The sequence below is a fragment of the Pantoea sp. EKM10T genome (assembly GCF_011800685.1).
In the GTDB taxonomy this organism is placed as follows: domain Bacteria; phylum Pseudomonadota; class Gammaproteobacteria; order Enterobacterales; family Enterobacteriaceae; genus Pantoea; species Pantoea agglomerans.
This window is the reverse complement of the sequence record NZ_JAALEU010000006.1, coordinates 1-24,906: the sequence shown is the minus strand read 5'-3', so window position 1 is coordinate 24,906 and position 24,906 is coordinate 1. Positions and strand designations below refer to the sequence as shown.

17 protein-coding genes and 1 riboswitch are annotated in these 24,906 nt (G+C 56.8%); of the genes, 9 read left to right on the top strand and 8 right to left on the bottom strand.

Going from position 1 to position 24,906, the window contains the following annotated elements; all coding sequences use genetic code 11:
* The first annotated feature begins 7 nt into the window (after positions 1 to 7).
* From HFD95_RS12635 to HFD95_RS12625, 3 genes are all read left to right on the top strand, one after another.
* Positions 8 to 793, top strand: coding sequence for an ABC transporter permease (locus tag HFD95_RS12635; RefSeq protein WP_031593877.1), 786 nt, complete (start codon positions 8 to 10; stop codon positions 791 to 793).
* Positions 794 to 795: 2 nt separating this feature from the next.
* Complete coding sequence (locus HFD95_RS12630; RefSeq protein WP_010252646.1) at positions 796 to 1,788, top strand: ABC transporter ATP-binding protein; 993 nt, start codon at positions 796 to 798, stop codon at positions 1,786 to 1,788.
* Between the two features lie 108 nt (positions 1,789 to 1,896).
* Positions 1,897 to 3,522 carry a Na/Pi cotransporter family protein gene (locus HFD95_RS12625; RefSeq protein ID WP_010672204.1) on the top strand — a complete coding sequence of 542 codons (1,626 nt, stop codon included), beginning with the start codon at positions 1,897 to 1,899 and terminating at the stop codon, positions 3,520 to 3,522.
* A gap of 95 nt (positions 3,523 to 3,617) precedes the next feature.
* Here HFD95_RS12625 and panS read toward each other — a convergent pair whose 3' ends face one another.
* The 3 genes from panS to lysC form a co-directional block, all read right to left on the bottom strand.
* The gene (gene panS, locus HFD95_RS12620) at positions 3,618 to 4,535 is read right to left on the bottom strand and encodes a ketopantoate/pantoate/pantothenate transporter PanS (protein WP_010252655.1); all 918 of its coding nucleotides are present in this window, start codon (positions 4,533 to 4,535) and stop codon (positions 3,618 to 3,620) included.
* 183 nt (positions 4,536 to 4,718) lie between these two features.
* On the bottom strand, positions 4,719 to 5,411 hold the full coding sequence (gene aqpZ, locus HFD95_RS12615) for an aquaporin Z (protein WP_167430316.1): 693 nt from the start codon (positions 5,409 to 5,411) through the stop codon (positions 4,719 to 4,721).
* A gap of 240 nt (positions 5,412 to 5,651) precedes the next feature.
* Positions 5,652 to 7,004, bottom strand: a complete 1,353-nt coding sequence (lysC, locus tag HFD95_RS12610; RefSeq protein WP_022625207.1) for a lysine-sensitive aspartokinase 3 — start codon at positions 7,002 to 7,004, stop codon at positions 5,652 to 5,654.
* Positions 7,005 to 7,117: 113 nt separating this feature from the next.
* Positions 7,118 to 7,310, bottom strand: a riboswitch (Lysine riboswitch).
* A gap of 391 nt (positions 7,311 to 7,701) precedes the next feature.
* On the opposite strand from lysC, the gene pgi reads away from it, so the two are divergent.
* The 5 genes from pgi to HFD95_RS12585 all read left to right on the top strand — a co-directional run bounded on the left by pgi (position 7,702) and on the right by HFD95_RS12585 (position 13,837).
* On the top strand, positions 7,702 to 9,348 hold the full coding sequence (gene pgi, locus HFD95_RS12605; protein ID WP_033759516.1) for a glucose-6-phosphate isomerase: 1,647 nt from the start codon (positions 7,702 to 7,704) through the stop codon (positions 9,346 to 9,348).
* Positions 9,349 to 9,913: 565 nt separating this feature from the next.
* Positions 9,914 to 10,162 (top strand): exopolysaccharide production protein YjbE, encoded by a 249-nt coding sequence (yjbE, locus tag HFD95_RS12600; protein ID WP_010252668.1) that lies wholly within the window; start codon positions 9,914 to 9,916, stop codon positions 10,160 to 10,162.
* A 197-nt stretch (positions 10,163 to 10,359) separates the two neighbouring features.
* Positions 10,360 to 11,007 (top strand): YjbF family lipoprotein, encoded by a 648-nt coding sequence (locus HFD95_RS12595; RefSeq protein WP_010672200.1) that lies wholly within the window; start codon positions 10,360 to 10,362, stop codon positions 11,005 to 11,007.
* The gene (locus tag HFD95_RS12590; RefSeq protein ID WP_167430315.1) at positions 11,004 to 11,747 is read left to right on the top strand and encodes a capsule biosynthesis GfcC family protein; all 744 of its coding nucleotides are present in this window, start codon (positions 11,004 to 11,006) and stop codon (positions 11,745 to 11,747) included. Before HFD95_RS12595 ends, HFD95_RS12590 begins: the two co-directional genes overlap by 4 nt.
* Positions 11,747 to 13,837, top strand: coding sequence for a YjbH domain-containing protein (locus HFD95_RS12585; protein WP_167430314.1), 2,091 nt, complete (start codon positions 11,747 to 11,749; stop codon positions 13,835 to 13,837). Before HFD95_RS12590 ends, HFD95_RS12585 begins: the two co-directional genes overlap by 1 nt.
* 286 nt (positions 13,838 to 14,123) lie before the next feature.
* On the opposite strand, the gene metH is transcribed toward HFD95_RS12585, so the two are convergent.
* On the bottom strand, positions 14,124 to 17,807 hold the full coding sequence (metH, locus tag HFD95_RS12580; RefSeq protein ID WP_167430379.1) for a methionine synthase: 3,684 nt from the start codon (positions 17,805 to 17,807) through the stop codon (positions 14,124 to 14,126).
* Positions 17,808 to 18,001: 194 nt separating this feature from the next.
* Here metH and iclR point away from each other — a divergent pair, with 194 nt between their 5' ends.
* Entirely contained in the window at positions 18,002 to 18,829 is an 828-nt protein-coding gene (gene iclR / locus HFD95_RS12575; protein ID WP_010252683.1) for a glyoxylate bypass operon transcriptional repressor IclR, read from the top strand.
* Here iclR and aceK read toward each other — a convergent pair.
* From aceK to metA, 4 genes are all read right to left on the bottom strand, one after another.
* The gene (gene aceK, locus HFD95_RS12570; RefSeq protein ID WP_010672197.1) at positions 18,804 to 20,552 is read right to left on the bottom strand and encodes a bifunctional isocitrate dehydrogenase kinase/phosphatase; all 1,749 of its coding nucleotides are present in this window, start codon (positions 20,550 to 20,552) and stop codon (positions 18,804 to 18,806) included. The two genes, iclR and aceK, sit on opposite strands and share 26 nt — an antisense overlap.
* A 62-nt stretch (positions 20,553 to 20,614) precedes the next feature.
* Positions 20,615 to 21,916 (bottom strand): isocitrate lyase, encoded by a 1,302-nt coding sequence (aceA, locus tag HFD95_RS12565; protein ID WP_010672196.1) that lies wholly within the window; start codon positions 21,914 to 21,916, stop codon positions 20,615 to 20,617.
* Positions 21,917 to 21,933: 17 nt separating this feature from the next.
* A complete protein-coding gene (gene aceB, locus HFD95_RS12560) occupies positions 21,934 to 23,532 on the bottom strand; it encodes a malate synthase A (protein ID WP_167430313.1) in 1,599 nt (532 codons plus the stop codon).
* A gap of 263 nt (positions 23,533 to 23,795) precedes the next feature.
* A complete protein-coding gene (gene metA / locus HFD95_RS12555; RefSeq protein WP_010252696.1) occupies positions 23,796 to 24,725 on the bottom strand; it encodes a homoserine O-succinyltransferase in 930 nt (309 codons plus the stop codon).
* Positions 24,726 to 24,906: the final 181 nt, after the last annotated feature.

The window sequence follows — 24,906 nt, the reverse complement described above, 5'->3', positions numbered from 1 at the left end:
AGCCGCCATGTCACGTGCTGAGCACCTCTATCACCGGATAATGGTCGGGTTACTCTTTACCCTGCTGGCACTGCCTTTACTGGCCACACTGCTTTATGCACTGTCGTCCGACTGGAGTAACACCATTCTGCCACAGGGCTATAGCCTGAAGTGGTTCATCCAGCTCTGGAGCGACCCGCGATTTCTGACGGCGCTGGGCCATTCGCTGCTGATTTGCCTGGGTGCGCTGCTGTTCTCGCTGGTGCTGGTGCTGCCTGCCATGTTTGTAATCGCTTACTATTTTCCTCGACTGGATGCGGTGATGAACGTCCTGATCCTGATGCCTTTCGCCGTGCCGCCGGTGGTGTCGTCAGTGGGATTACTGCAACTCTACTCTTCGTCACCGCTGATGCTGACCGGCACGCCGTGGATCTTAATCGGCTGTTATTTCACTATCGCGTTACCCTTTATCTACCGGGCGCTGGCGAACAATATGCAGGCGATCAACCTCAAAGAGCTGATTGATGCCGCGCAGTTGCTGGGTGCCAGCACCTGGCAGGCGGCGCTGTGGGTCGTGCTGCCCAACCTGCGCAAAGGGATGCTGATTGCCGTGCTGCTCTCTTTCTCCTTCCTGATTGGCGAATTTGTCTTCGCTAACCTGCTGGTCGGCAACCGCTATGAAACCCTGCAGGTTTACCTCTTCAACATGCGTAACGGCAGCGGTCATTTCACCAGCGCGCTGGTGATCTCCTACTTCTTTGTGGTGCTGCTGGTTACCTGGCTGGCCAACGCCCTGAATCCCGAACGAGGCTGAATATGAGTTACCTTGAGGTCAGAGAGCTGAACAAGTCCTATGGACCCACGCCCATTTTTGAGCAGATCGATTTCAGCGCCGCTGAAGGGGAATTTGTCACCCTGCTCGGCCCCAGCGGCTGCGGTAAATCGACGCTGCTGCGTTGTCTGGCGGGATTAACCGGCGTCGACAGCGGTGAAATCAGGCTGGAGGGCAAAGATATCGTGCCGCTGGCCCCGCAGAAGCGCGCCATCGGTATGGTGTTTCAGAGCTATGCGCTGTTTCCTAACATGACGGTAGAGAAGAACGTCGCATTTGGCCTGAAGATGCAGAAACTGCCCGAAGCGCAGATTCGCCAGCGGGTGCTGGAGGTGCTGGAGCTGGTTGAACTCAATGATTATGCACGCCGTTATCCGCACCAGTTGTCAGGCGGGCAGTGTCAGCGCGTGGCACTGGCTCGTTCGCTGGTGACGCGTCCGCGTCTGCTGCTGCTGGATGAACCGCTGTCGGCGCTGGATGCGCGTATTCGCCGCCATCTGCGCGATCAAATCCGGCGCATCCAGCGCGAGCTGAATCTCACCACCCTGTTCGTCACCCACGATCAGGAGGAGGCGCTGACGCTCTCCGATCGTATCGTGCTGATGAACCGGGGCAAAATCGTGCAGAATGGCGATGCCGAAGCGCTCTATACCCAACCGGTCGATCTCTTCGCCGCCGGATTTATTGGCAACTACAACCTGCTGAGCGCTGAGCAGGCGACGCGACTGACCGGTCAGCCTTTCCACAGCCAGGTGGCCATTCGCCCGGAATCAATGCTGTTTACCGCGCCGGGCCAGGGCATTCCTGCGGAAATCCTCAGCCACAGCCTGCTGGGCAACGTGATCCGCTATCGTATCCGGGCGCATGATGTGGAACTTTCGGTTGATGTGCTTAACCGATCGGCGGCGGATTTGCATCCCGCTGGCAGGAAGATTGGTCTACAATTAGAGATGTCGACTTTGCGCCAGGTGGCTTAAAACACAGGAAAAAATCACGCATAGCACGGCAATCCCCTTCACAGATTGCTCTCTTCCGTCAGGCTGGCAGTCTGTGCTTTGAGCCTGACATTCGAGGAGCGACACCACGTGTTAACCCTGCTTAATTTACTCTCTGCGGTGGCCCTGCTGGTCTGGGGCACGCATATCGTACGAACCGGCATCATGCGGGTTTACGGTGCCGATCTGCGCCGCGTCCTGAGCCGCAGCATAGAAAAAAAACCGATGGCGTTTCTGGCGGGCATTGGCGTGACCACGCTGGTGCAGAGCAGCAACGCCACTACGCTGCTGGTGACCTCTTTTGTGGCGCAGAATCTGGTCAGCCTGACGCCCGCGCTGGTGGTGATTCTTGGCGCGGATGTCGGCACCGCGATTATGGCGCGTATCCTGACGTTTGATCTCTCCTGGCTCTCACCGCTGTTTATCTTCTTTGGCGTGGTGTTCTTCCTCAGCCGCAAGCAGACCCGTGCGGGTCAGTTAGGCCGGGCCAGTATCGGCCTGGGCCTGATATTGCTGGCGCTGCAGCTGATTGTCGAAGCGGCTCGCCCGATTACCCAGGCCGCCGGTGTCCAGGTGCTTTTCTCCAGCCTGACCGGCGACGTGATGCTCGATGCGCTGCTGGGTGCGGTGTTCGCCATCATCAGTTACTCCAGCCTGGCCGCGGTGCTGATCACCGCGACGCTCACCGCCACCGGCGTGATTTCGTTCAAGGTGGCGCTCTGTCTGGTGATTGGTGCCAATCTCGGTAGCGGCCTGCTGGCGATGATCAACGCCAGCGGCTCGAATGCCGCGGGCAAGCGCGTGGCGCTCGGCAGCCTGCTGTTCAAGCTGATCGGCTGCGTGTTCATCCTGCCGTTTGTCGATATTGTGGCGGAGTGGCTGGATAAGCTGCCGGTCAACGATGAAGAGTTAGTGATTTTCTTCCATGTGTTTTACAACCTGATCCGCTGCGTGGCGATGGTGCCGTTTGCTGACCTGATGGCGCGCCTCTGTCGCCGTATGATCGCCGACGACGTGGATAACGCGCTGCACCTCAAGCCGAAGCACCTCGATCGCAGCGCACTGGATACGCCGGCGCTGGCGCTGGTGAATGCCGCCCGCGAAGCGTTGCGCATGGGTGACGTGCTGGAGCAGATGCTGGAGGCGTTTAATAAGGTGGTACATGGCGAATCCCGCGAGGAACGCACGGTGCGCAGGCTGGATGATGATGTCGATGTGCTCTATACCGCCATCAAACTCTATCTGGCGCGGATGCCAAAAGAGGACCTCCCCGAAGAGGACTCACGTCGCTGGGGCGAAATCATTGAAATGTCACTAAATCTGGAGCAGGCCGGGGACATCATTGAGCGGATGAGCGGCGATGTCGCTGACAAGTCACTGGCAGCGGGCCGCGCGTTCTCTGCCGAGGGATTAAAAGAGCTGCAGGAGCTGCATGAGCTGCTGATCGCTAACCTCAGAATGAGTCTGTCGGTGTTTCTGTCACACGATATCACCAGCGCTAAACGTCTGCGCCGCGCTAAACATCGTTTCCGTCTGATGATCCGCCGCTACTCTCATGCGCATGTTGACCGCCTGCACCAGAAGAACGTGCAGAGCATTGAGACCAGTTCGCTGCATCTCGGTTTACTGGGCGACATGAAGCGCCTGAATTCACTGTTTTGTAGTGTGGCCTACACGGTGCTGGAACAGCCCGACGATGAACGTGACTATGAATAAAACTGAGCGGAGTGAATAACCTGCCGCGCCGGAGCGACGATCGTCCGGCGCGGCAGCAGTGAGATGCGGCGCAGTGCAATAGTGCGCCGCCACTGTTACTTCTTCTTAATCGGCTTCCCTGACCAGTAACCCGCCAGCAGTGAACCTGACAGGTTGTGCCACACCGAGAACAGCGCGCCTGGCAATGCCGCCAGCGGTGAGAAGTAGAGTTTGCCCAGCGTCGCCGCCAGACCGGAATTTTGCATGCCGACCTCCAGCGCCAGGGTACGGCAGGTTGACTCATCGAAGCCAAACAGCTTACCGCCCCAGTAGCCGCCAAGCAGGCCAATCGCGTTATGCAGGATCACCGCCGCGATCACCATCAGACCCACCGATCCAATAAAGGCCTGACTGCCCGCCACCACCGCACTGATGATCAGCAGAATACAGACCATCGAAAACGCAGGCAGCCAGGGTTCCACCCGGCGAACCACGCTGTTCATGCTGTGATGAATGATCAGTCCCAGGGAGATGGGGATCACGACGATCTTCACGATGCTCAGCAGCATGCCAGCCACATCAACCTGAATGTGGGTATCAACATAAAAGCGGGTTAACAGCGGCGTGGCGAATACACCCACCAGCGCAGAGACTGACGAGATCGTCACCGACAGCGCCACATCCCCCTTCGCCAGATAGATCATGACGTTGCTGGCGGTGCCGCTGGCAACTGAGCCGACCAGAATCATACCGGCAGCCAGATCGGGCGGCATATGAAACAGTTTTGCCAGTCCCCAGGCGGCTAACGGCATCACCAGATAGTGCAGAAAGGTTCCGGCAATCACCGGCGCAGGTCGGGTCAGGACCCGTTTAAAATCGTCGATATTCAGGGTCACACCCATGCCGAACATAATCAGCATCAGCAGATAAGTGACCCAGGGTCCGATGCCGAGAAACGTACCTGGAGAGTAATAAGCGGCGACAGACAACAGCACGGCCCAGAGCGGGAACAGGCGGGTTAACGTGGCGAGCATAGCCAGACTTCCTTATAAGAATGTTATGTTTTATGCAGATTTGCCATAGAGAGTCATCATGCAGGAACGACTGCCGTGACGAAGGCCGGATCATAACATTTCATTATCATGGCGTAAGGCGAAGATGGGTCGAGGCGGGAAAATGCGGATCGACTGCTGCCGATCCGCTGATTATTGACGAAATTACGCTGCTTTTTCATCTAAACCGCGGTAGATCAAACCACCAATCACGGCACCGATAATCGGCATTAACCAGAACATCCACAGCTGAGAGATCGCCCAGTCACCCTGGAACAGGGCTGCCGCGGTGCTGCGTGCCGGGTTAACCGAGGTATTCGTCACCGGAATGCTGATCAGATGAATCAGGGTTAACGCCAGGCCAATCGCAATAGGTGCAAAGCCTTTCGGCGCGCGCTCGCTGGTGGCACCCATGATCACAATCAGGAAGATAGCGGTCATCACCCCTTCGGCGATCATACCTGACTGCAGGCTGAAGCCGCCCGGCGAGTGTTCACCGTAGCCATTCGCCGCAAAGCCGCTGGCCGCTGCACTGAAGTCGCCTTTACCGCTGGCGATCAGATAGAGCACCGCGCCAGCGGCAATGCCGCCAGCCAGTTGCGCGATGATGTAAGGGATAGCCTGAGACGCGGGAAAACGTCCGCCTGCCACTAATCCCAGGGTCACCGCCGGGTTAAAGTGCCCGCCTGAGATGTGACCGACCGCATACGCCATGACCAGCACGCTCAGCCCGAAAGCCAGCGCCACGCCCATGAAGCCAATGCCCAGCTCCGGGAACGCAGCTGACAGCACGGCACTACCACAACCGCCGGCCACCAGCACGAAGGTACCCAGCGCCTCTGCGACTAACCTTTTCATGATATTTCCTAAATTTGGGTGAATTGATTCAGCGGCGGGATTATAAATCTGCGGGAAGGGAGCGCAATGCAGGTGCACGAAATGCGCAGAGAAAGGGGTTGCCATTTGGCAATAACAGAATGTAACTTTATGTATTAAGGGGATTTATCGGAAGTCGCGTGATGGGGAGTAATGAGGGAGATATGAACCATTCTTGCCGTTTTTCAGGCCGCGCTGACGCGGCCTGAATGGCAGAGAAGTTTACTCGAACAGATTACGATGCAGCGTACGTACCACGCTTTCAGCATCGTTGCCCGGTACCAGGAAGCAGAGGTTGTAGCTACTGGCACCGTAGCAAATCATCCGCAGGTTGAACGGGTCGAGCACACCAAATACCTCTTTGCCGACGCCGCACGCTTTTGACAGCTGATTACCGATAATCGCCACCAGCGCCAGATCTTCTTCCACTTCAACCCGGCACAGCGACGAGAGTTCAGTCAGTAAAGCCTGGGTCAGCAGGCTGGCACTGGTTGAGGTCGATCCGGTGGTGTCGAGCGTCAGCGCCACGCTCACTTCGGAGGTGGTGATCAGGTCAACCGAGACGTTATGACGCGCCAGAATATTGAAGAGTTCGGCAAGGAAACCAAACGTATGCAGCATGTTAAGGCTGTGCAGCGTTAACAGCGTCTGCTTACGGCGTAGCGCCAGCGCCCGAAACAGCGGCGGGTTGCGGGTTTCATTGCAGACGCGGGTCCCACCGGCTGCCGGATCCTTACTGGAACCGACGAATACCGGAATACCCCGGCGTACAGCGGGAAGCAGCGTCGCCGGGTGCAGCACTTTCGCACCGAACGTCGCCATTTCAGCGGCTTCTTCAAAAGTAATTTCATCAATACGCTTCGCCGTCGGCACCACGCGCGGATCGGTGGTGTAGATGCCCGGCACATCCGTCCAGATATCCACACGCGCCGCATTCAGCGCTTCGCCCAGCAGCGCGGCGGTGTAATCACTGCCGCCGCGACCCAGGGTGGTGGTGCGCCCTTCGCTTTCACTGCCGATGAACCCCTGAGTAATGACCAATGCCTGCTCAATGCGCGGCTGTAACTGCGCCGTCGCCTGCTCCGCCAGCACCTGTACATCCGGTACTGCCCGGCCAAAATGATCGTCGGTACGCATTACCTTGCGGACATCGAACCACTCCGCATTAACCTGGCGTTCACGCAGAATTTCCACAAACAGCAGTGATGACATCAGCTCACCGTGGCTGACCAGTTCATCGGTCAGGGCATTCGAGGTTGCCAGTGAGGCGGCTTCGGAAAGCATGCTGATATTGTCGATCATCCGATCAATTTCATCGCGGATCACTTCCGGACGCTGCAGGCGATCAACAATGGCGTACTGGATACGGCGGATATCATCAAGCAGCACAGCGCGCTGAGGAGCCTGCTGGCCTTCAGCCAGCGCAACCAGCAGATTAGTAATGCCCGCCGAAGCAGAGAGCACCACCAGACGCGTGCTGGCGTCCTGCAACACCACATCGGCGCTGCGGTTCATCGCTTCAAAATCGGCTACGCTGGTGCCGCCGAATTTTGCCACTATCAGTGTTTGAGACATGTAGGACCTCGTGTCAGGTTATCTTGTTCTCGCCGATGAAAGGGTCGAGAAACATTCTTTCAGCCAGGCACAAGGAAAGAGCAGAAACGGGCGGACAAGATCGGATAGACGAGTCACCCAGAAGCGCCCCACCTTGCGAAACGTCGACTGCAGACGTTTCTGGTGACAACCCAGAGGATTCAGCCCCTGTAGCCGACAGGCAGCACACCGCGTGCTGACCCACCTCGGCGTCGCTCCCCATCATGTGTTTTCACCGGATACGGTTCCTCCAACACACTGCCTGGGCGACGCGCCTCTTCTGGCTTGCGCACAGGTGCGCAAGTAGGCGCATAGATCTAGCCTTTTCTGGACCTGCTGTCAATGTCAGCGATGCCCGGAGCGCCGCATCAGAAAACAAATGACTCTGCGTCGCAGCGGCTACAGTGCTTAATGGGTTCAGCCCATGCAGCAATCCCTGATACGGCACAACGTTTTGCGCAGACTTTCGCGTCACACTTTACCGCGCGTTGCCTCTGCGGTCCGCTGGCTGTTCGCGCCAGTGAATGCTGGCGATAAACAGCGGCGTTCAGATCGCCTGTCCGGCGCGCGCTGACAAAATTTTTCCTTTCAGTTACAACTGTGGTCATACTGAAACGCTAAACGGGCATGATGTGCCTCCGATGGAATGACGGTTCTTAATATCAACAAGAGTGTTGCCATGAAAAATATCAATCCGACACAAACCGCAGCCTGGAAAGCGCTGCAACAGCATTTTGAGCAGATGAAGTCGGTAGAAATTGCCGATCTGTTCGCCCAGGATGCCGATCGTTTTGCCAAATTCTCTGCCACCTTTGATGATCAGATGCTGGTGGATTTCTCCAAAAACCGCATCACCCAGGAAACCCTCGATAAGTTACAGGCGCTGGCCAAAGAGACCGACCTGAGCGGTGCCATTAAGTCTATGTTCTCGGGTGAGAAGATTAACCGCACCGAAGATCGTGCGGTGCTGCACGTCGCGCTGCGTAACCGGAGTAACACGCCGATTCTGGTGGATGGCAAAGATGTGATGCCAGAGGTCAACGCGGTGCTGGATAAGATGAAAGGCTTCTCTGAGCGCATCATCAGCGGCGAATGGAAAGGCTATACCGGTAAAGCGATCACCGACGTGGTGAATATCGGTATCGGCGGCTCTGACCTCGGCCCGTTTATGGTGACTGAAGCGCTGCGCCCGTACAAAAACCATCTGAACATGCATTTTGTTTCTAACGTTGACGGCACCCACATCGCCGAAACGCTGAAAGATCTCAGCCCGGAAACCACCCTGTTCCTGGTGGCATCGAAAACCTTCACCACCCAGGAAACCATGACCAACGCCCACAGCGCGCGCGACTGGTTCCTGAAAACGGCAGGCGACCAGCAGCACGTAGCGAAACACTTTGCTGCGCTGTCGACCAATGCCAAAGCGGTGGGCGAATTCGGTATCGACACCAACAACATGTTTGAATTCTGGGACTGGGTTGGCGGCCGTTATTCACTGTGGTCAGCGATCGGCCTGTCGATCATTCTCTCGATTGGTTTCGATAACTTCGAGCAGCTGCTGAGCGGCGCACATGCCATGGACCAGCACTTCGCCTCTGCGCCGGCTGAGCAGAACCTGCCGGTGCTGCTGGCGCTGATTGGCATCTGGTACAACAATTTCTTTGGTGCTGAAACCGAAGCGATTCTGCCTTACGACCAGTACATGCACCGCTTTGCCGCCTATTTCCAGCAGGGCAATATGGAGTCAAACGGCAAGTATGTGGATCGTGCCGGTCATCCGGTGGACTACCAGACTGGCCCAATCATCTGGGGCGAACCTGGCACCAACGGTCAGCACGCGTTTTATCAGCTGATCCACCAGGGTACCAAGCTGGTTCCGTGCGACTTTATTGCGCCGGCCATTACCCATAATGCGCTCGCGGATCACCATCCGAAGCTGCTCTCTAACTTCTTTGCCCAGACTGAAGCGCTGGCGTTTGGTAAGTCACGCGACGTCGTAGAGAAAGAGTTTACCGATGCCGGTAAATCTGCAGAGTCTGTGGCCCATATCGTGCCGTTCAAGGTGTTTGAAGGTAACCGCCCGACTAACTCCATCCTGCTGCGTGAGATTACCCCTTACAGCCTGGGCGCACTGATTGCCCTGTATGAGCACAAAATCTTCACTCAGGGTGCCATCCTGAATATCTTCACCTTCGATCAGTGGGGTGTGGAATTAGGTAAGCAGCTGGCGAACCGTATTCTGCCGGAACTGGAAAACGAGGACGAAATTACCACTCACGACAGCTCCACTAATGCCTTAATTAACCGCTATAAATCCTGGCGTTAATCGGCGTTAATTTCATCGGGCGGCCACTTTGCCGCCCTTTTTATGTCTGTTTTTACATCTGAATGGGCTGTTTATATCGTCGGAGAGCATGGGTTGTCAGGGAAAAGTCTTAAAATAACCTAAGATAATTCTGAACATCGATGCGCTGAACGGGCCAGCATAAAGTATAAAATGGTCCTGAAATGGGGCAATCTCTATTGTTAGCTATTGATTCATAATCATATTCAGTTTCAGCAATCCTGAGTAAATTCTGATTATTCTTATTCCGTACCAGATATTAATAAAAAAGAACATTCCGCTTTGCAATTGATTCGCCAGCAGCGAAATATCTGGCATCAGCCCGAAATATTCCGATATAAAAAGTAGTTATCCCCAATCCAGCTAATTAAATCACGCGCCCACCCCGCTATTCACCCTGGTTTTTCCGGTGCTGAACTCTGGTATTTTGTTGCCCTATACTGAACGCGCCCGCAATGGGACTGTCCGTCGATTTTGCCGCAGTCTGACTGCGTTGCAACCTCAGCGGACAGAGATCCTTCATTCACTCAATGCAGGAAACGCTGTTATGAAAAAAACTATGGTTGCCGGTGCAGCCTTGATCTTCGTTGCCGTCTCTTCCAGCGCATTTGCTGCGCCGGAAGAAGCTGGTACCGCAGCTGGCGCGCAGGCGGGAGCAATCTCTGCTGGCACGTCGACCGCTGTGGGTATCGGTGCGCTTGGCGCGCTGGTCGGGCTCGGCATTGCCGCTTCTGGCGGTGGTGACGGTGCAAATACCGGTACAACAACCACGACCACGACGAGCACCACTCGTTGATGGATGCCCGACCCCCGTCTGATTGCTGATCTGCAGCAAACGGGCAGAGGCTGAACCACTGACTTCGGTGAGTGAGGACGCTGAGCCACGTAACCTGTATTTCTGCAGCCGGAACGGGACGGGCAGAGCACCTTTAAACATAACCACACGCCTGTGTGGTTATTTTTTACTTTGGCATGACTTATCAGGGACACACAGTGCGCCAACTTCCTCTGCTGCTCGCTTGCCTGCTGCTGCAGGCCTGTACACAAACGCAAAAAGGTCTTGAACAGACTCTGCTGCTTGCGGTTAACGGTCCGGACGACGTGACCGTTACCGATCAACAGGTCAACAATCTTCCCTATGCCAGTCTCTATGCTCGCCTGAATGAAGGTCCGCGCATTTTTGTAGTGCTCGGCTACAACGAGAAAGGTCAGCAGAAATGGGTGACACAGGACCAGGCGATGCTGGTGACACAGCATGGCCGCCTGGTTAAAACCCTGGGCTTGCCGGATAACCTGCTGAGCGTCAGCAATCTGCAACAGGATCCGCTCGCTGACAGCCTGCATATCAGCAACGGCGCAGGCTGGACCCGCATCGTGCAGTGGACCGAACAGGGCAAGGTTCGCGGCGCGACTGTGCGTTCAACCTTCCAGCGCGGCACCGACGAAGTCCTGACCGTGGCGGGCAACCGCATTCCGTGCCGCGTCTGGCATGAGCAGGTGAGCATCGACAGCAGTAACCGCGAGTGGGAAAACACCTTCTGGATCGATAACAGCAGCGGCGATGTGGTGCAGGCCCATCAGATGCTGGCGGCAGACGCCTTCCCTGTAGATATCACTATTCTGAAGCCGGCGAAATCATGAAAAAAATCACTTTTTTGCTGGCCGGGCTGAGCCTGTTCAGCGCCGCAGAAGCGCAGGCAACTGCGCAGGTTATCGTTCATGCACCGCACAACGGCGGTCAGGCTGAGCTGAGCCAGGTCGCGGATCTCTCCCAGCTGGTGACTCTGCCTCCACTGCAGGTCAACACTGACTGGCGCACGACCTTTATTGCCGAGCGCGGCGCCAGCGCAGTGGCACAGCAGCACTATCAACAGACGCTGGGCGCGTTACGTGCCTGGCGTGCCGACAGCAGCGGCGATCGGGCGGCGGCCATTGATGAGGTGATCCGCCAGCTGAGCGCCATCAAAGTAGCAGGTCGCCAGTTCACGTCGCTCGACCCGGACTGGATCCGTCTGCATCCGGCTGACAACCGTCGGCTGGAAGGCAGCTATGACCTCTATCTGCAGGCCCCCTCAGATTCTGTGCTGCTGCTCGGCGCGCTGAGCGGCGCTGGCAAAGTGAGCTGGCAGCCGGGTAAATCAGTACGCGACTATCTGGATGGTCATGACGCACTCTCCGGGGCAGAACGCAATTTTGTCACCGTGATTGCACCTTCAGGCGCCACACAGCAGGTGCCGGTTGCCTACTGGAATCATCGCCACGCGGAAGTGGAGCCAGGCAGCATTATCTGGCTCGGCTTTTCGTCATGGAGCCTGCCAGGCAGCTATGAAGACCTTAATGAACGCATCCTTTCCGTACTGACTCACCGGATACCAGACTGATGAAAAAACGTTATCTCTTCAGCCTGTTGGCTGTTTCCGTGGCGGCAGCCTGTCAGGCGCAGGCTGACACCTGGCCCGAGCCGGTGGGCCCTTCACAATCCGATTTCGGCGGCGTGGGTCTGATGCAGGTGCCGACGGCGCGCATGGCCAAAGAGGGCGAGTTCAGCCTCAACGCACGCGACAACGATCAGTACCGATACTACTCCGCGTCACTGCAGCTCTTTCCCTGGCTGGAGACCACGGTGCGGTATACCGACGTGCGTACCCGTCAGTACAGTGCGGTCTCAGAATTCAGCGGCACGCAGAGCTATAAAGATAAAGCCTTCGACCTGAAACTCCGTCTGTGGCAGGAGGGCTTCTGGCTGCCGGAAGTGGCGGTGGGCACCCGCGATCTGGGCGGTACCGGTCTGTTCGACAGCGAATACCTGGTGGCGACCAAAGCATGGGGACCGTTCGACTTTACCCTGGGGCTTGGCTGGGGCTATCTCGGCAACAGCGGCACCGTGAAGAACCCCTTCTGCTCATACAGCGACAGCTATTGCCAGCGTCCGCAGGTGGGCGAAGCGGGTTCAATCAACGGCTCGCAGATGTTCCACGGCCCGACGGCGCTGTTTGGCGGCGTGGAGTATCAGACGCCCTGGCAGCCGCTGCGCCTTAAAATGGAGTATGAGGGCAACGACTACCAGAATGACTTTGCTGGTCGCCTTGAGCAGCGCAGCAAGCTCAACGTCGGCGCGATTTATCGCCTGACCGACTGGGCTGACATCAACGCCAGCTACGAACGCGGTAACACCTTTATGTTTGGTGTCACCATTCGCACCAACTTCAACGATCTGCGTCAGGCGCACATCGACAGTGAGAAGCCTTCCTACAATCCGCAGCCGCAACCTAAGTTGCTGGAGCCGACGGTGGTGGGCACTCAGTTAACCGATCTGAAATACAATGCCGGTCTCGATGGTCCGCGTATTCAGACTCAGGGTCACACGATCTATGTGTCAGGCGAGCAGACGAAGTATCGCGATACCCGTGAAGGGGTGGATCGCGCGAACCGCATCATCATGAACCACCTGCCTGACGGCATCGACACTATCAATGTCACCGAGTCGCGCTTTAACATGCCACAGGTGACGACTGAGACGCAGGTCGCCAGCCTGCGTAACAATCTGGAAGGCTATCCGCTGGGCCATGAGCAGCCACTGCAACAGACCCGCAAAGAACCGGTCGATCCGGGTAGCACCGAGCAGGGTATGTTTATTCGTCAGGATCGCCTGAACTACAGCCTCTCACCAGTGCTGAATCAGTCGGTGGGCGGCCCGGAAAGCTTCTATATGTATCAGGTCGGCGTAATGGCTAACGCTGATTACTGGCTGACGGATCACCTGCTGGTGGGCGGTAGTCTGTTTGGTAACCTCGCCAACAACTACGACAAGTTCAACTACAACGGCGCACCGGCGGACTCTTCGCTGCCGCGCGTGCGTACCCATATCCGCGACTACGTTGAGAACAACGTCTACGTCAACGATCTGCAGGCGAACTATATGGGCCACCTCGGTAACGGCTTCTATGGTCAGGTTTACGGCGGGTACCTGGAGACGATGTATGGCGGCGTGGGCGGCGAGCTGCTCTATCGTCCGGTCGATGCGAACTGGGCGGTGGGCGTCGATGCCAACTATGTCCGTCAGCGTGACTGGGACAACATGATGCAGTTTAACCGCTATAAAGCCTCAACCGGCAACCTGACGGGTTACTGGCGTCCATGGTTCATGCAGGATGTACTGGTGAAAACCAGCGTCGGTCAGTATCTGGCGAAAGATAAAGGCGTGACGGTCGATGTGTCGAAGCGCTTCGACAGTGGCGTGATGGTGGGTGTCTATGCCACCAAAACCAACGTCTCGTCTGAAGAGTATGGCGAAGGCGACTTCACCAAAGGCTTCTATATCTCCATCCCAATGGATCTGTTCACCGTGACGCCAACGCGCGGTCGCGCGCAGGTGAACTGGGTGCCGCTGACGCGTGATGGCGGTCAGATGCTGGGTCGCAAGTACCAGCTGTATGATCTGACGTCCGATCGCGACGCGCGCTTTAACTAAGCAGATGGCGGCCTCAGGGCCGTTTCATGCGGTTAACAGAAAGCAGGCTCAGGGAGCATACGCCTGAAGCAAAGCATAGCAATGAGATCGCGCCTGCTCAGGGAACCCGGTCAGATCGGAAAGGCGCTAATGCCATCCCTGGCCGCTCGGCCCGCGCCGTCCCTGGCGCGGGACGCTTTCCTCCTCTGACCGGGTTCCCTGCGCGTTGAGTTTCTTCATTGCTGCCAGATTTAACCGGAGCTGGATTTGTCAGCAGTCTGAAGCGGCCCTCAGGCCGCTTTTTTATTTAGTTCGCGTCGTAGCCGAGATTCGGCGCCAGCCAGCGCTCAACTTCCGTTAACGACATCCCTTTGCGTACCGCATAATCTTCCACCTGGTCACGCTGGATCTGCGCTACGGCGAAATAGCGGCTGTCAGGATGGCTGAAGTACCAGCCAGAGACTGACGCGCCCGGCCACATGGCAAAGGATTCGGTGAGCTTCATGCCGGTCTGTTCTTCCATCGCCAGCAGACGCCAGATGGCGGCTTTCTCAGTGTGCTCCGGGCAGGCCGGATAGCCTGGCGCCGGACGTATCCCCTGATAATTTTCCCGAATCAGCTCTTCATTGCTGAGATTTTCGTTGGGCGCGAAGCCCCAGATCACCTTACGTACCCGCTCGTGCAGATATTCGGCAAAGGCTTCCGCCAGACGGTCAGCCAGCGCTTTCACCATGATCTTGTTGTAGTCGTCATGCTGACGATCGTACGCCTCCGCCAGCGCATCCTCTTCCAGCCCGCCGGTCACCGCGAAGGCACCGAGATAGTCCGCTTTGCCGCTCGATTTCGGGGCCACAAAATCCGCCAGACAGTAGTTGGCGAAGTCGGTTTTTTCGGTCTGCTGGCGTAAGTGATGACTCACACACAAAATCTCATCCCGCCGCTCATCACTGTAGAGATGAATATCATCGCCGACCCGGTTAGCCGGAAAAATACCGACCACGCCACGTGGCTTCAGCAGCGACTGCTGGCTTAATCTGTCGAGCATCGCATTGGCATCGGCAAACAGACGCTGCGCCTCTTCACCCACAACCTCATCCTCCATGATGCGGGGATATTTGCCCGCCAGCGACCAGGTCATAAAGAACGGCGTCCAGTCGATGTAGTTGCGCAGTGTTTCAATGCTGGCCTCCACCTGGCTGACCCCGGGACGGTGCGGCACGGGTGGCGTGTAACTCTCCCAGTCAATTGAGGTGGCGTTATCGCGCGCCGCCTGCAGCGAGACCGGCGGCGTGCGCGGCTTTTTGCGTGCATGCTGAATGCGCACGGTCTCGTACTCTTTGCGGGTTCGGGCGACGAAATCCTCTTTTAACGTGGCGGAGAGCAGCGACGACACTACGCCAACGGTACGTGAAGCGTTCTGCACGTAGACCGTCGGGCCGCTGTAATGCTGCTCAATTTTGACAGCGGTATGCGCCTTCGAGGTGGTCGCGCCGCCAATCAGCAGTGGTAAGGTAAAGCCCTGACGCTCCATCTCTTTCGCCATGTTGACCATCTCATCCAGCGACGGCGTAATCAGGCCTGATAAGCCGATGATGTCCGCATTCACTTCGCGCGCCGTTTTGAGAATTTTTTCGCCCGGCACCATCACGCCAAGGTCAATGATTTCGTAGTTATTACACTGCAGCACCACGCCGACAATATTTTTGCCGATGTCGTGCACGTCGCCTTTGACCGTGGCCAGCACGATTTTACCGTTGCTGCGCCCCGCCTCTTTGCTGGCTTCGATAAAGGGTTCCAGATACGCCACCGCCTGCTTCATCACGCGCGCCGATTTCACCACCTGCGGCAGGAACATCTTGCCCTCACCGAACAGGTCACCGACGACGTTCATGCCGGACATCAGCGGGCCTTCAATCACCTCTATCGGCCGTGGTACCTGCTGGCGCGCCTCTTCGGTATCCTGCTCTATAAACTCGGTGATCCCCTTGACCAGCGAATACTCCAGCCGTTTCACCACGTCCCAGCTGCGCCATTCCGCGAGCTGTTTTTCCTGCGAGCCATCGCTTTTGCCGCCACGGTATTTCTCCGCAAGCGCCAGCAGCCGCTCGGTGCCATCATCCCGCCGGTTAAGAATCACATCCTCTACCGCCTCGCGCAGTTCTGCCGGCAAATCATCATAAATCGCCAGCTGGCCTGCGTTGACGATGCCCATATCCATGCCTTTACGGATGGCGTAATAGAGAAAGACGGCATGTATCGCTTCACGCACCGGATCGTTGCCACGGAATGAAAACGATACGTTGGAGACGCCGCCGGAGATCATCGCATGGGGCAGCTCGCGCTTGATATCTTCGCAGGCACCAATGAAATCCATGGCGTAGTTGTTGTGTTCGTCGATGCCGGTGGCGACCGCAAAGATGTTGGGGTCGAAGATAATATCTTCCGGCGGGAAACCGACCTGTTCGGTGAGGATCCGGTAAGCACGGCGGCAGATCTCAATTTTACGGGCGCGGGTATCCGCCTGACCCACTTCGTCAAACGCCATGACCACCATCGCCGCGCCGTAACGCCGGACCTGACGCGCATGATGAATAAAGGCCGCTTCACCCTCTTTCATCGAAATTGAGTTCACGATCCCTTTGCCCTGAATGCACTGCAACCCTTTCTCAATCACCTCCCATTTTGAGGAGTCGATCATGATCGGCACGCGGGCAATATCGGGTTCGCCAGCAATCAGATTCAGAAAGCGTACCATCGCCGCCTCGGCGTCGAGCATGCCTTCATCCATGTTGATGTCGATGATCTGCGCGCCGCTCTGCACCTGCTGTAGCGCCACTTCCAGCGCTTCGTTATACTTCTCTTCTTTGATCAGCCTTTTAAATTTTGCTGAGCCGGTGACGTTGGTGCGCTCACCGACGTTAACAAACAGTGACTCTGCGGTGATGTTAAGCGGCTCCAGACCGGAGAGACGGCAGGCCACCGGGATCGTCGGCAACTGACGCGGTGCAACGCCTTCAACCGCCGCCACCATGGCAGCGATATGTTGCGGTGTGGTGCCACAGCAGCCGCCGATAATGTTCAGGAATCCGGCGGTGGCCCATTCACCAATCTGCTGCGCCATCAGTTCCGCATCCAGATCATATTCGCCAAAGGCATTGGGCAGACCGGCGTTGGGATGGGCGGTCACGTAGCCTTCAGCGATGCGCGACAGTTCCGCCACATACTGACGAAGCTCGTCGGGTCCCAGCGCGCAGTTCAGGCCAAAAGAGAGCGGTTCGGCGTGACGCAGCGAGTTGTAAAAAGCTTCGGTGGTCTGGCCGGAGAGCGTTCGGCCGGAGGCGTCGGTGATAGTGCCGGAGATCATCAGCGGCAGCGCAACGCCCAGCGCTTCCATCTCGGTCTGCACCGCATAGACGGCTGCTTTGGCATTCAGCGTATCGAACACCGTTTCAATCATGATGATGTCGGACCCGCCCTCCACCAGCGCGCGGGTCGATTCGCGGTACGCCTCCACCAGCTGATTAAAAGTAACGTTACGGTAGGCAGGATCGTTGACGTCGGGTGAGATCGAGCAGGTGCGGTTGGTCGGGCCGAGCACACCCGCAACATAACGCGGACGATCCGGCGTTTTCGCCGTCCACGCATCGGCGCAGGCTCGCGCCAGGCGGGCCGCTTCAAAATTGATCTCCGCCGATAAACGTTCCATCTGGTAGTCCGCCATCGCAATCGACGTGGCGTTAAAGGTGTTGGTTTCGAGGATATCCGCACCCGCCGCCAGATAGGCGTCGTGGATCTCGCGCATCACCGCCGGTTTACTCAGCACCAGCAGATCGTTATTGCCTTTGAGATCGCAGGGCCAGTCAGCAAAACGGCTGCCGCGATAATCCTCTTCTTCCAGCTTATAGCTCTGGATCATGGTGCCCATCCCCCCATCCAGCACCATAATGCGTTGTGCGAGCTGCTGTTTTAACGCGTCGATTTTATTGCTCACTGTTGCCCCATTCACGTCAGTCTGCTGGCGGAAAAGCCCGTTTTTCATTCTGGCACAAGCTGGTCAGGCGACAAAGTAACCTCGACTGAGAGTTTTTCAGGTCACGGCTGTACAGGTCTGACCAGAAAACCAGCGTTTGCAATGCGCGTGATTAAAACGAAAATGATTTCCACAATGCAAAAGGAGAAACAATGATGGCAACGCCGGTTCCTGTTAAGCGCGGCAAGAAACCCCGTGGCACCCCTGTCGCCGCACCCGCGGGCGGTCAGGTGCAATCGCTGACCCGCGGCCTGACGCTGCTGGAGCTGATTGCTGACTCACATGGCAGCGTAGCGCTGACCGAGCTGGCTCAGCAGGCGGGTTTGCCTAACTCCACCACGCATCGCCTGCTCAGCACCATGCAGCAGCAGGGTTTTGTCCGGCAGGTGGGCGATCTCGGGCTGTGGACGATCGGCGCACACGCCTTCGTGGTCGGCAGCAGTTTCCTGCAGAGCCGTAACCTGCTGGCGCTGGTACACCCGGTGCTGCGTAGCCTGATGGAGCAGTCCGGTGAAACGGTGAATCTGGCGGTGCTGGATCTCAGCGATCACCAGGCGGTGATCATTGATCAGGTGCAGTGTACCCAGCTGATGCGAATGTCCGCGCCGATTGGCGGCAAGCTGCCGATGCATGCGTCTGGCGCAGGCAAAGCGTTCCTGGCCCATCTGGGCGATGAGCAGGTCACCGCCCTGCTGCATCAGAAAGGATTGCATTACTACACGCCGAAAACCCTGATGTCGCCGCAGAGTCTGAAAGAGAATCTGGCGCTGGTGCGCAAAGCGGGCTTCTCATTTGATGATGAAGAACATGCGCTTGGACTGCGTTGTGTCGCCGCGCCAATCTATGACGAACATGGCGAGGCGTTTGCCGCGCTCTCCATCTCCGGCCCCATCGCCCGCATGACAGACGATCGGATTACTGAATTAGGTGCACTGGTCATCCGCGAAGCGCGCCAGGTTACGCTGGCGTACAGCGGTCGTTAACTTTATCTGCGCCGTAGCAGACGCTGAAACGCTGCGTCTGCCGCCAGGCGATCACCTCTTCCACATGGCCCTGGGCGATGCGCTGCTGCTGCGCGCGCCACCAGCGGGCGTCGAATATCTCCGGATGCAGTTGTAACAGCAATGCGCCGGTAGCGGCTTCACTGCATAACGCATAGCGGAAGGTTTCCGGGAAGACATCGTCCGGCCCGACGCTGTACCAGGGCTCGGCGCTGAGTTCATCCTCCTCATAGCGCGCCGCGGGCACCTCCCGGAAGTGCAGCTCCTGCATCGGGCGAATCTCATCGTAATCGTAAAAAATCACCCGGCCATGGCGGGTGATGCCGAAGTTTTTAAACAGCATGTCTCCGGGAAAGATATTGGCCGCCGCCAGCTGTCGGATGGCATTGCCATACTCCTCAATCGCGTGACGTCGCTCTGCGGCATTCGCCTGGGCCAGGTAGAGATTAAGCGGCTGCATACGGCGCTCCAGCCACAGGTGACGAATAATCAGGCGATCGCCTTCGATATGCAGCTTCTCAGCCACGCAGGCGTGGAGTTCTGCCAGCAGCGCCGGTGAGATGCGCGACAGCGGCAGCGCAAACTGCTCGAACTCCTGCGTATCCGCCATACGTCCCACGCGATCGTGCTCTTTGACCTGCTGATAACAGGCGCGGACCTGCGCTTCCGTCACCTCTTTTTGCGGCGCGAAGCGATCCCTGATGACCTTGAACACCCAGTCAAAACCCGGCAGCGTGAAGACCAGCATCACCATGCCGCGCACGCCGGGTGCGATCTCAAAGGCCGTCTCATTCTCTGCCAGCGCCTGAAGATACTCGCGATAGCTCTCGGTTTTACCGTGCTTCTGGCAGCCAATCGCCATATAGCGCTCCGCCAGGGTTTTGCCAGGCAGAATCGGTTGCAGCCAGGCAACCAGCGCCGCAGGCACCGGCGCATAAACCATGAAATAGGCGCGGGCAAAACCAAACACAATGCTGGCGTCATTCACATCGGTCAGACAGGTGTCGATCCACAGTTCGCCCGTTTCACTGCGCTGGATCGGCAGCAGACAGGGCAAGATGCCCTCCGGCAGATGCAGGCGCGCCACCAGCCAGGCAGTTTTGTTACGATAGAAGAGTTCACTGTTGACCTCGAGCCAGCCCTGGTTCAGCCGGGGAAAATGCGACTGCAGGTGGCGGACAATCCAGCCGACGTCGCGAGCGCGCTGCTGCCACGGCAACGTCAGCGGTAAATCGCTCAACACCTGATCCACCAGTGCCAGCCAGCCCCGCTCCGGCTGATAACGGCGCGATAACGGGCGCAAAGGTGTGACCGGTGCGGTCAGGGATTGAGAGCTGAAGATAAACAGCCGGTCCGGCTGCAGATCGGCATGTCCATGTAACCGGCAGTAGACAGAATTAAAGAAGCTTTCGGCAATTTCATGTCGTGGATAGCCGGGCAGCAGGCTTTGATAGTGGTCCTTAACCCGCAGCCAGAACATCTCATCCCAGCTGGCCGCACCGTTCAGCACCCGCAGTTGATCGGCAACCAGGCTGACGTGATGGTCATAGAGATGAATACGGGCCTTCATGGCATGCTGCACCGCCTGCCATTCCGCCTGCTCAAACCGCTGCTGCGCGCCAGCGGTGATGTCGAGAAAGCGACCATACTGTGCATCAAAACCCTGCAGGATAGTGTGGGCGATCAATGATTCGCGTGGCGGCATAATCAGCTCCGGTAAACGCCCGCCCGCGGTTTGCGGACGGGAAATCAGTCAGAGGAAAAGGGTCAGAACTGATGCTCTTCGGTCGAACCGGTGAGCGCGGTGACCGAGGACTTACCGCCCTGAATGATATTAGTCACCTGATCAAAATAGCCGGTGCCCACCTCCTGCTGATGCGAAGAGAAGCTGTAACCGCGATCGCGGGCAGCGAACTCAGGCTGCTGAACCTTTTCAACATAGTGACGCATCCCTTCGCCCTGGGCGTAGGCGTGGGCCAGATCGAACATGTTGAACCACATGCTGTGGATGCCCGCCAGCGTGATGAACTGGAAGCGATAGCCCATGTCGCTGAGCGCCTGCTGAAACTTCGCGATGGTGCGGTCATCGAGGTTCTTCTTCCAATTGAACGACGGTGAACAGTTGTAGGCCAGCAGCTTGCCGGGGAAACGCGCATGAATGGCGTCGGCAAAGCGCTGCGCCATCGCCAGATCCGGCGTTGAGGTTTCACACCACAGGATGTCAGCATAAGGTGCATAGGCCAGCCCGCGACTGATCGCCTGTTCAATGCCGGCGTGGGTGCGGAAGAAGCCTTCTGCCGTCCGGTCGCCCTGGATAAAGGGACGATCGTATTCATCGCAGTCTGAGGTAATCAGGTCAGCGGCGTCGGCATCAGTTCGTGCCAGCAGCACGGTTGGCACGCCCATCACATCGGCAGCCAGCCGTGCCGCTACCAGTTTCTGAATGGCTTCCTGAGTCGGTACCAGAACTTTGCCGCCCATGTGACCGCATTTTTTTACCGCCGCCAGCTGATCTTCGAAGTGGACCGCCGCCGCGCCCGCCTGAATCATCGCCTTCATCAGCTCATACGCATTCAGCACGCCGCCAAAACCAGCTTCAGCATCGGCCACAATTGGCAGGAAGAAATCGGTGTGCCGGCTGTCCCCCGCTTCAATGCCGCTGGACCACTGAATCTGATCGGCGCGCTGAAAGGTCTGATTAATGCGCGTCACCACTTCCGGCACCGAGTTCACCGGGTAGAGCGACTGATCGGGATACATCTGCCCCGCCACGTTGGCATCCGCCGCTACCTGCCAGCCAGAAAGGTAGATCGCTTCGATGCCCGCTTTGGCCTGCTGCAGTGCCTGCCCGCCGCTCAGCGCACCCAGGCTATTGATATACCCTTTCTTCGCCTCGCCATTCAGCAACGCCCATAATTTTTCCGCACCGCGCTCTGCCAGCGTACAGGCGGGCAGGACCGAGCCGCGCAGATTGACGACCTCTGCTGCGCTGTAAGGGCGTGTAATGCCCTGCCAGCGTGCGGTCTGCCAGAGTTGTTCCAGTTGATCGATCTGTTGAGTACGTGTCATGGCAATAGCTCCTCTGTTCAGGGGATCAGGCGATAGCCTGGCAGGGTAAGAAAGGAAACCAGCTCGCGCTCGGTGGTGATCTGAGCCATCAGCTGCGCCGCGTCGTCATAGCGACCGGCGCTGAAGTGGGCTTCGCCCAGCGCGTTTTGTAGCAGATGCAGCTCTTCGTTAAGCCAGCGCAGAAACAGTTCAGCTGTGACCTGCTGGCCGTTGTTCAGCATTTGCTGATGATGAATCCATTGCCAGATTGAGGTGCGTGCGATCTCAGCGGTGGCGGCATCCTCCATCAGTCCGTCAATCGGGACACAGCCGTTACCGCTGATCCACGCTTCCAGATATTGCAGCGCAACACGGATGTTGGCGCGCATACCGGCTTCGGTGCGCTCACCCTGGCAGGGCGCCAGCAGCTGCTCCGCTGTGATCGGCGCATCCTCTTTCCGCATGACCTGCAGCTGGTTTGGCCGGTCGCCCAGCGCAGCGTTGAAGACCGCCATCGCGGTCTCTGCCAGACCAGGATGAGCAATCCAGGTGCCGTCATGCCCGTTACCTGCCTCCCGCTGCTTATCTTCCGTCACGCGCTGCAGTACCCAGGCATTGCGCGTGGGATCTTTAGCGGGGATCAGCGCTGACATCCCGCCCATCGCAAAAGCCCCCCGCCGATGACAGGTTTTAATCAGCAGTCGCGAATAAGCGTCCAGGAAAGGCTGAGACATGGTGACGGACTGGCGATCCGGCAGCACGCGATCCGCATGCTGTTTCAGGGTTTTGATATAGCTGAAGATGTAATCCCAGCGGCCACAGTTGAGGCCAACAATGTGATCGCGCAGATTCCACAGGATCTCATCCATCTGAAACACGGCGGGTAAGGTTTCGATCAGGACAGTGGCTTTGATCGTGCCACGCGGCAGATCGAACTGATCCTCGCTGAAACTGAAGATCTCACGCCACCAGGCGATCTCCTGCCAGCTCTCGGTTTTCGGCAGATAGAAATAAGGCCCGCTGCCTTTGGCCAGTAACGGCCGGACGTTGTGGAAGAAATAGAGCGCGAAATCAAACAGCCCGCCCGGAATTGCCTTTCCCTGCCAGCTGACATGTTTTTCTGACAGATGCAGACCGCGCACCCGGCACATCAGTACCGCAGGGGTAGCGCCGAGCTGATAAATTTTGCCTTTGTCGCTGGTATAACTCAGGGTGCCCTGTACTGCTTCGCGCAGTGTCAGCTGCCCTTCAATCAACGTTGACCACTCCGGAGAGAGCGAATCCTCAAAGTCGGCCATAAAGACTTTAACGTTTGAGTTCAGGGCGTTAATCACCATTTTCCGATCGGGTGGACCGGTGATCTCGACCCGACGATCTTCTAAATCTGCCGGAATAGATTGAATACGCCATTCACTGGCCCTTATGGAAGCCGTTTCCATATCGAAGTCTGGCAGATAGCCCTGGTCATATTGCTGCTGACGCTGCTGGCGAGCCGATAACAGCACTTCGCGTTGCGGTGCAAAGCGTGCGACCAGAGACTCTAAAAAAGAAACAGCCTCGGGCGTTAACAGCTGCTGTTCTGCATGGCTAAAGGGCTGGCTGAAAATCAGGGTATGGCTGATCACTGAGTCTGTCATGCTGGCGTTCTCCTGTATTCAAAGGATCGAAAGCAGCGGATCCACACGGTGTTTATTTTGTGAGCTACAGGATCAGAGCATAAGCATTTATTTTTTTAAATCAAAAACTATTTCCATTTTTAAATACAAAACAACCTATCCTGATGTTTTATCTGAAATAAAACTTTAATCCATTAAAGGAATCGCTTTCAGTTAACGTTTTAAAGGCGAAAAAAAACCGTGTTGCCATCGGCTAACACGGTTCAGTTGATCTTCAGACGGGACTATTCCAGCGTTGGGTTCATGTGACGCAGATCGAACGGCGTGATCTGGTAAACGTAGTAGTTGAGCCAGTTCGAGAACAACAGATTGCCGTGACTGCGCCAGGTGGCGCGGGGTGGCAATACCGGATTATCCTGCGGGAAATAGTTATAAGGGACTTCCGGATTCACCCCCGCTTCATAATCGCGATGATACTCACCAGACAACGTCAGGGCATCATATTCCGGGTGACCGGTAACAAACACCAGACGTTTGTCTTTACTCGCCATCAGATAGGCACCGGTTTGTTCCGATTCAGCAAACAGCTCAAGATCGGTGTAATCCGTTATCAAATGAGTGGGAAAATCAGCATAGCGTGAGTGCGGTGCGAGGAAATTATCATCAAAACCGCGGGTCAGTAACGCATGGGGATGCAGTATCTGATGTTCATAGACGCCAGACAGTTTGTTATGCCGGGTTTGCTTGGGGATACCATACAGAATGTTAAGCGCAGCCTGAACCGCCCAACAGACAAACAGGGTTGAGGTGACATGCTCATTGGCCCAGTGCAGAACGCGCTGAATCTGTGGCCAGTAAGCGACATCATTAAAATCAACCAGCCCGAGTGGTGCACCTGTCACGATTAAGCCATCGTAGTTATCATGCTGGATATCTTCAAAATTGCAGTAGAAGTTGTTGAGGTGCTCAGTGGGCGTATTGCGTGACTCGCGGCTGTCGATGCGCAGCAGCTGAATATCGATCTGTAAGGGCGAGTTGGAAAGCAGACGCAGAAACTGATTCTCCGTTTCGATCTTTTTCGGCATCAGATTCAGTATGAGCACTTTAAGCGGGCGGATCTCCTGAACACTGGCGCGCGACGATGTCATCACAAAGACATTTTCGTCACGCAAAAAATTCACTGCCGGTAATTCGTCGGGAACCCTGATTGGCATAACCTGCTCACCTCTTACAACCATATAAACGTTTAGACATCCAGATGCCCAACATTAGCCTGATCGTTGTAAGATGTCGAGGTTTGATGCAGAAAATGAAAATGTTTCAGCTTAACGTGGCAAAGTGCAGACGTAAAAAAGCCCCGCACTTTCGTGCGGGGCTTCTTCACTTATTTAATGC

Excerpts from the sequence above, each read along its gene's own strand:
- HFD95_RS12635 (WP_031593877.1), top strand. The coding sequence starts at position 8 with ATGTCACGTGCTGAGCACCTCTATCACCGGATAATGGTCGGGTTACTC.
- HFD95_RS12630 (WP_010252646.1), top strand. The coding sequence starts at position 796 with ATGAGTTACCTTGAGGTCAGAGAGCTGAACAAGTCCTATGGACCCACG.
- panS (WP_010252655.1), bottom strand. The coding sequence starts at position 4,535 with ATGCTCGCCACGTTAACCCGCCTGTTCCCGCTCTGGGCCGTGCTGTTG.
- aqpZ (WP_167430316.1), bottom strand. The coding sequence starts at position 5,411 with ATGAAAAGGTTAGTCGCAGAGGCGCTGGGTACCTTCGTGCTGGTGGCC.
- lysC (WP_022625207.1), bottom strand. The coding sequence starts at position 7,004 with ATGTCTCAAACACTGATAGTGGCAAAATTCGGCGGCACCAGCGTAGCC.
- pgi (WP_033759516.1), top strand. The coding sequence starts at position 7,702 with ATGAAAAATATCAATCCGACACAAACCGCAGCCTGGAAAGCGCTGCAA.
- yjbE (WP_010252668.1), top strand. The coding sequence starts at position 9,914 with ATGAAAAAAACTATGGTTGCCGGTGCAGCCTTGATCTTCGTTGCCGTC.
- HFD95_RS12590 (WP_167430315.1), top strand. The coding sequence starts at position 11,004 with ATGAAAAAAATCACTTTTTTGCTGGCCGGGCTGAGCCTGTTCAGCGCC.
- HFD95_RS12585 (WP_167430314.1), top strand. The coding sequence starts at position 11,747 with ATGAAAAAACGTTATCTCTTCAGCCTGTTGGCTGTTTCCGTGGCGGCA.
- iclR (WP_010252683.1), top strand. The coding sequence starts at position 18,002 with ATGGCAACGCCGGTTCCTGTTAAGCGCGGCAAGAAACCCCGTGGCACC.
- aceK (WP_010672197.1), bottom strand. The coding sequence starts at position 20,552 with ATGCCGCCACGCGAATCATTGATCGCCCACACTATCCTGCAGGGTTTT.
- aceA (WP_010672196.1), bottom strand. The coding sequence starts at position 21,916 with ATGACACGTACTCAACAGATCGATCAACTGGAACAACTCTGGCAGACC.
- aceB (WP_167430313.1), bottom strand. The coding sequence starts at position 23,532 with ATGACAGACTCAGTGATCAGCCATACCCTGATTTTCAGCCAGCCCTTT.
- metA (WP_010252696.1), bottom strand. The coding sequence starts at position 24,725 with ATGCCAATCAGGGTTCCCGACGAATTACCGGCAGTGAATTTTTTGCGT.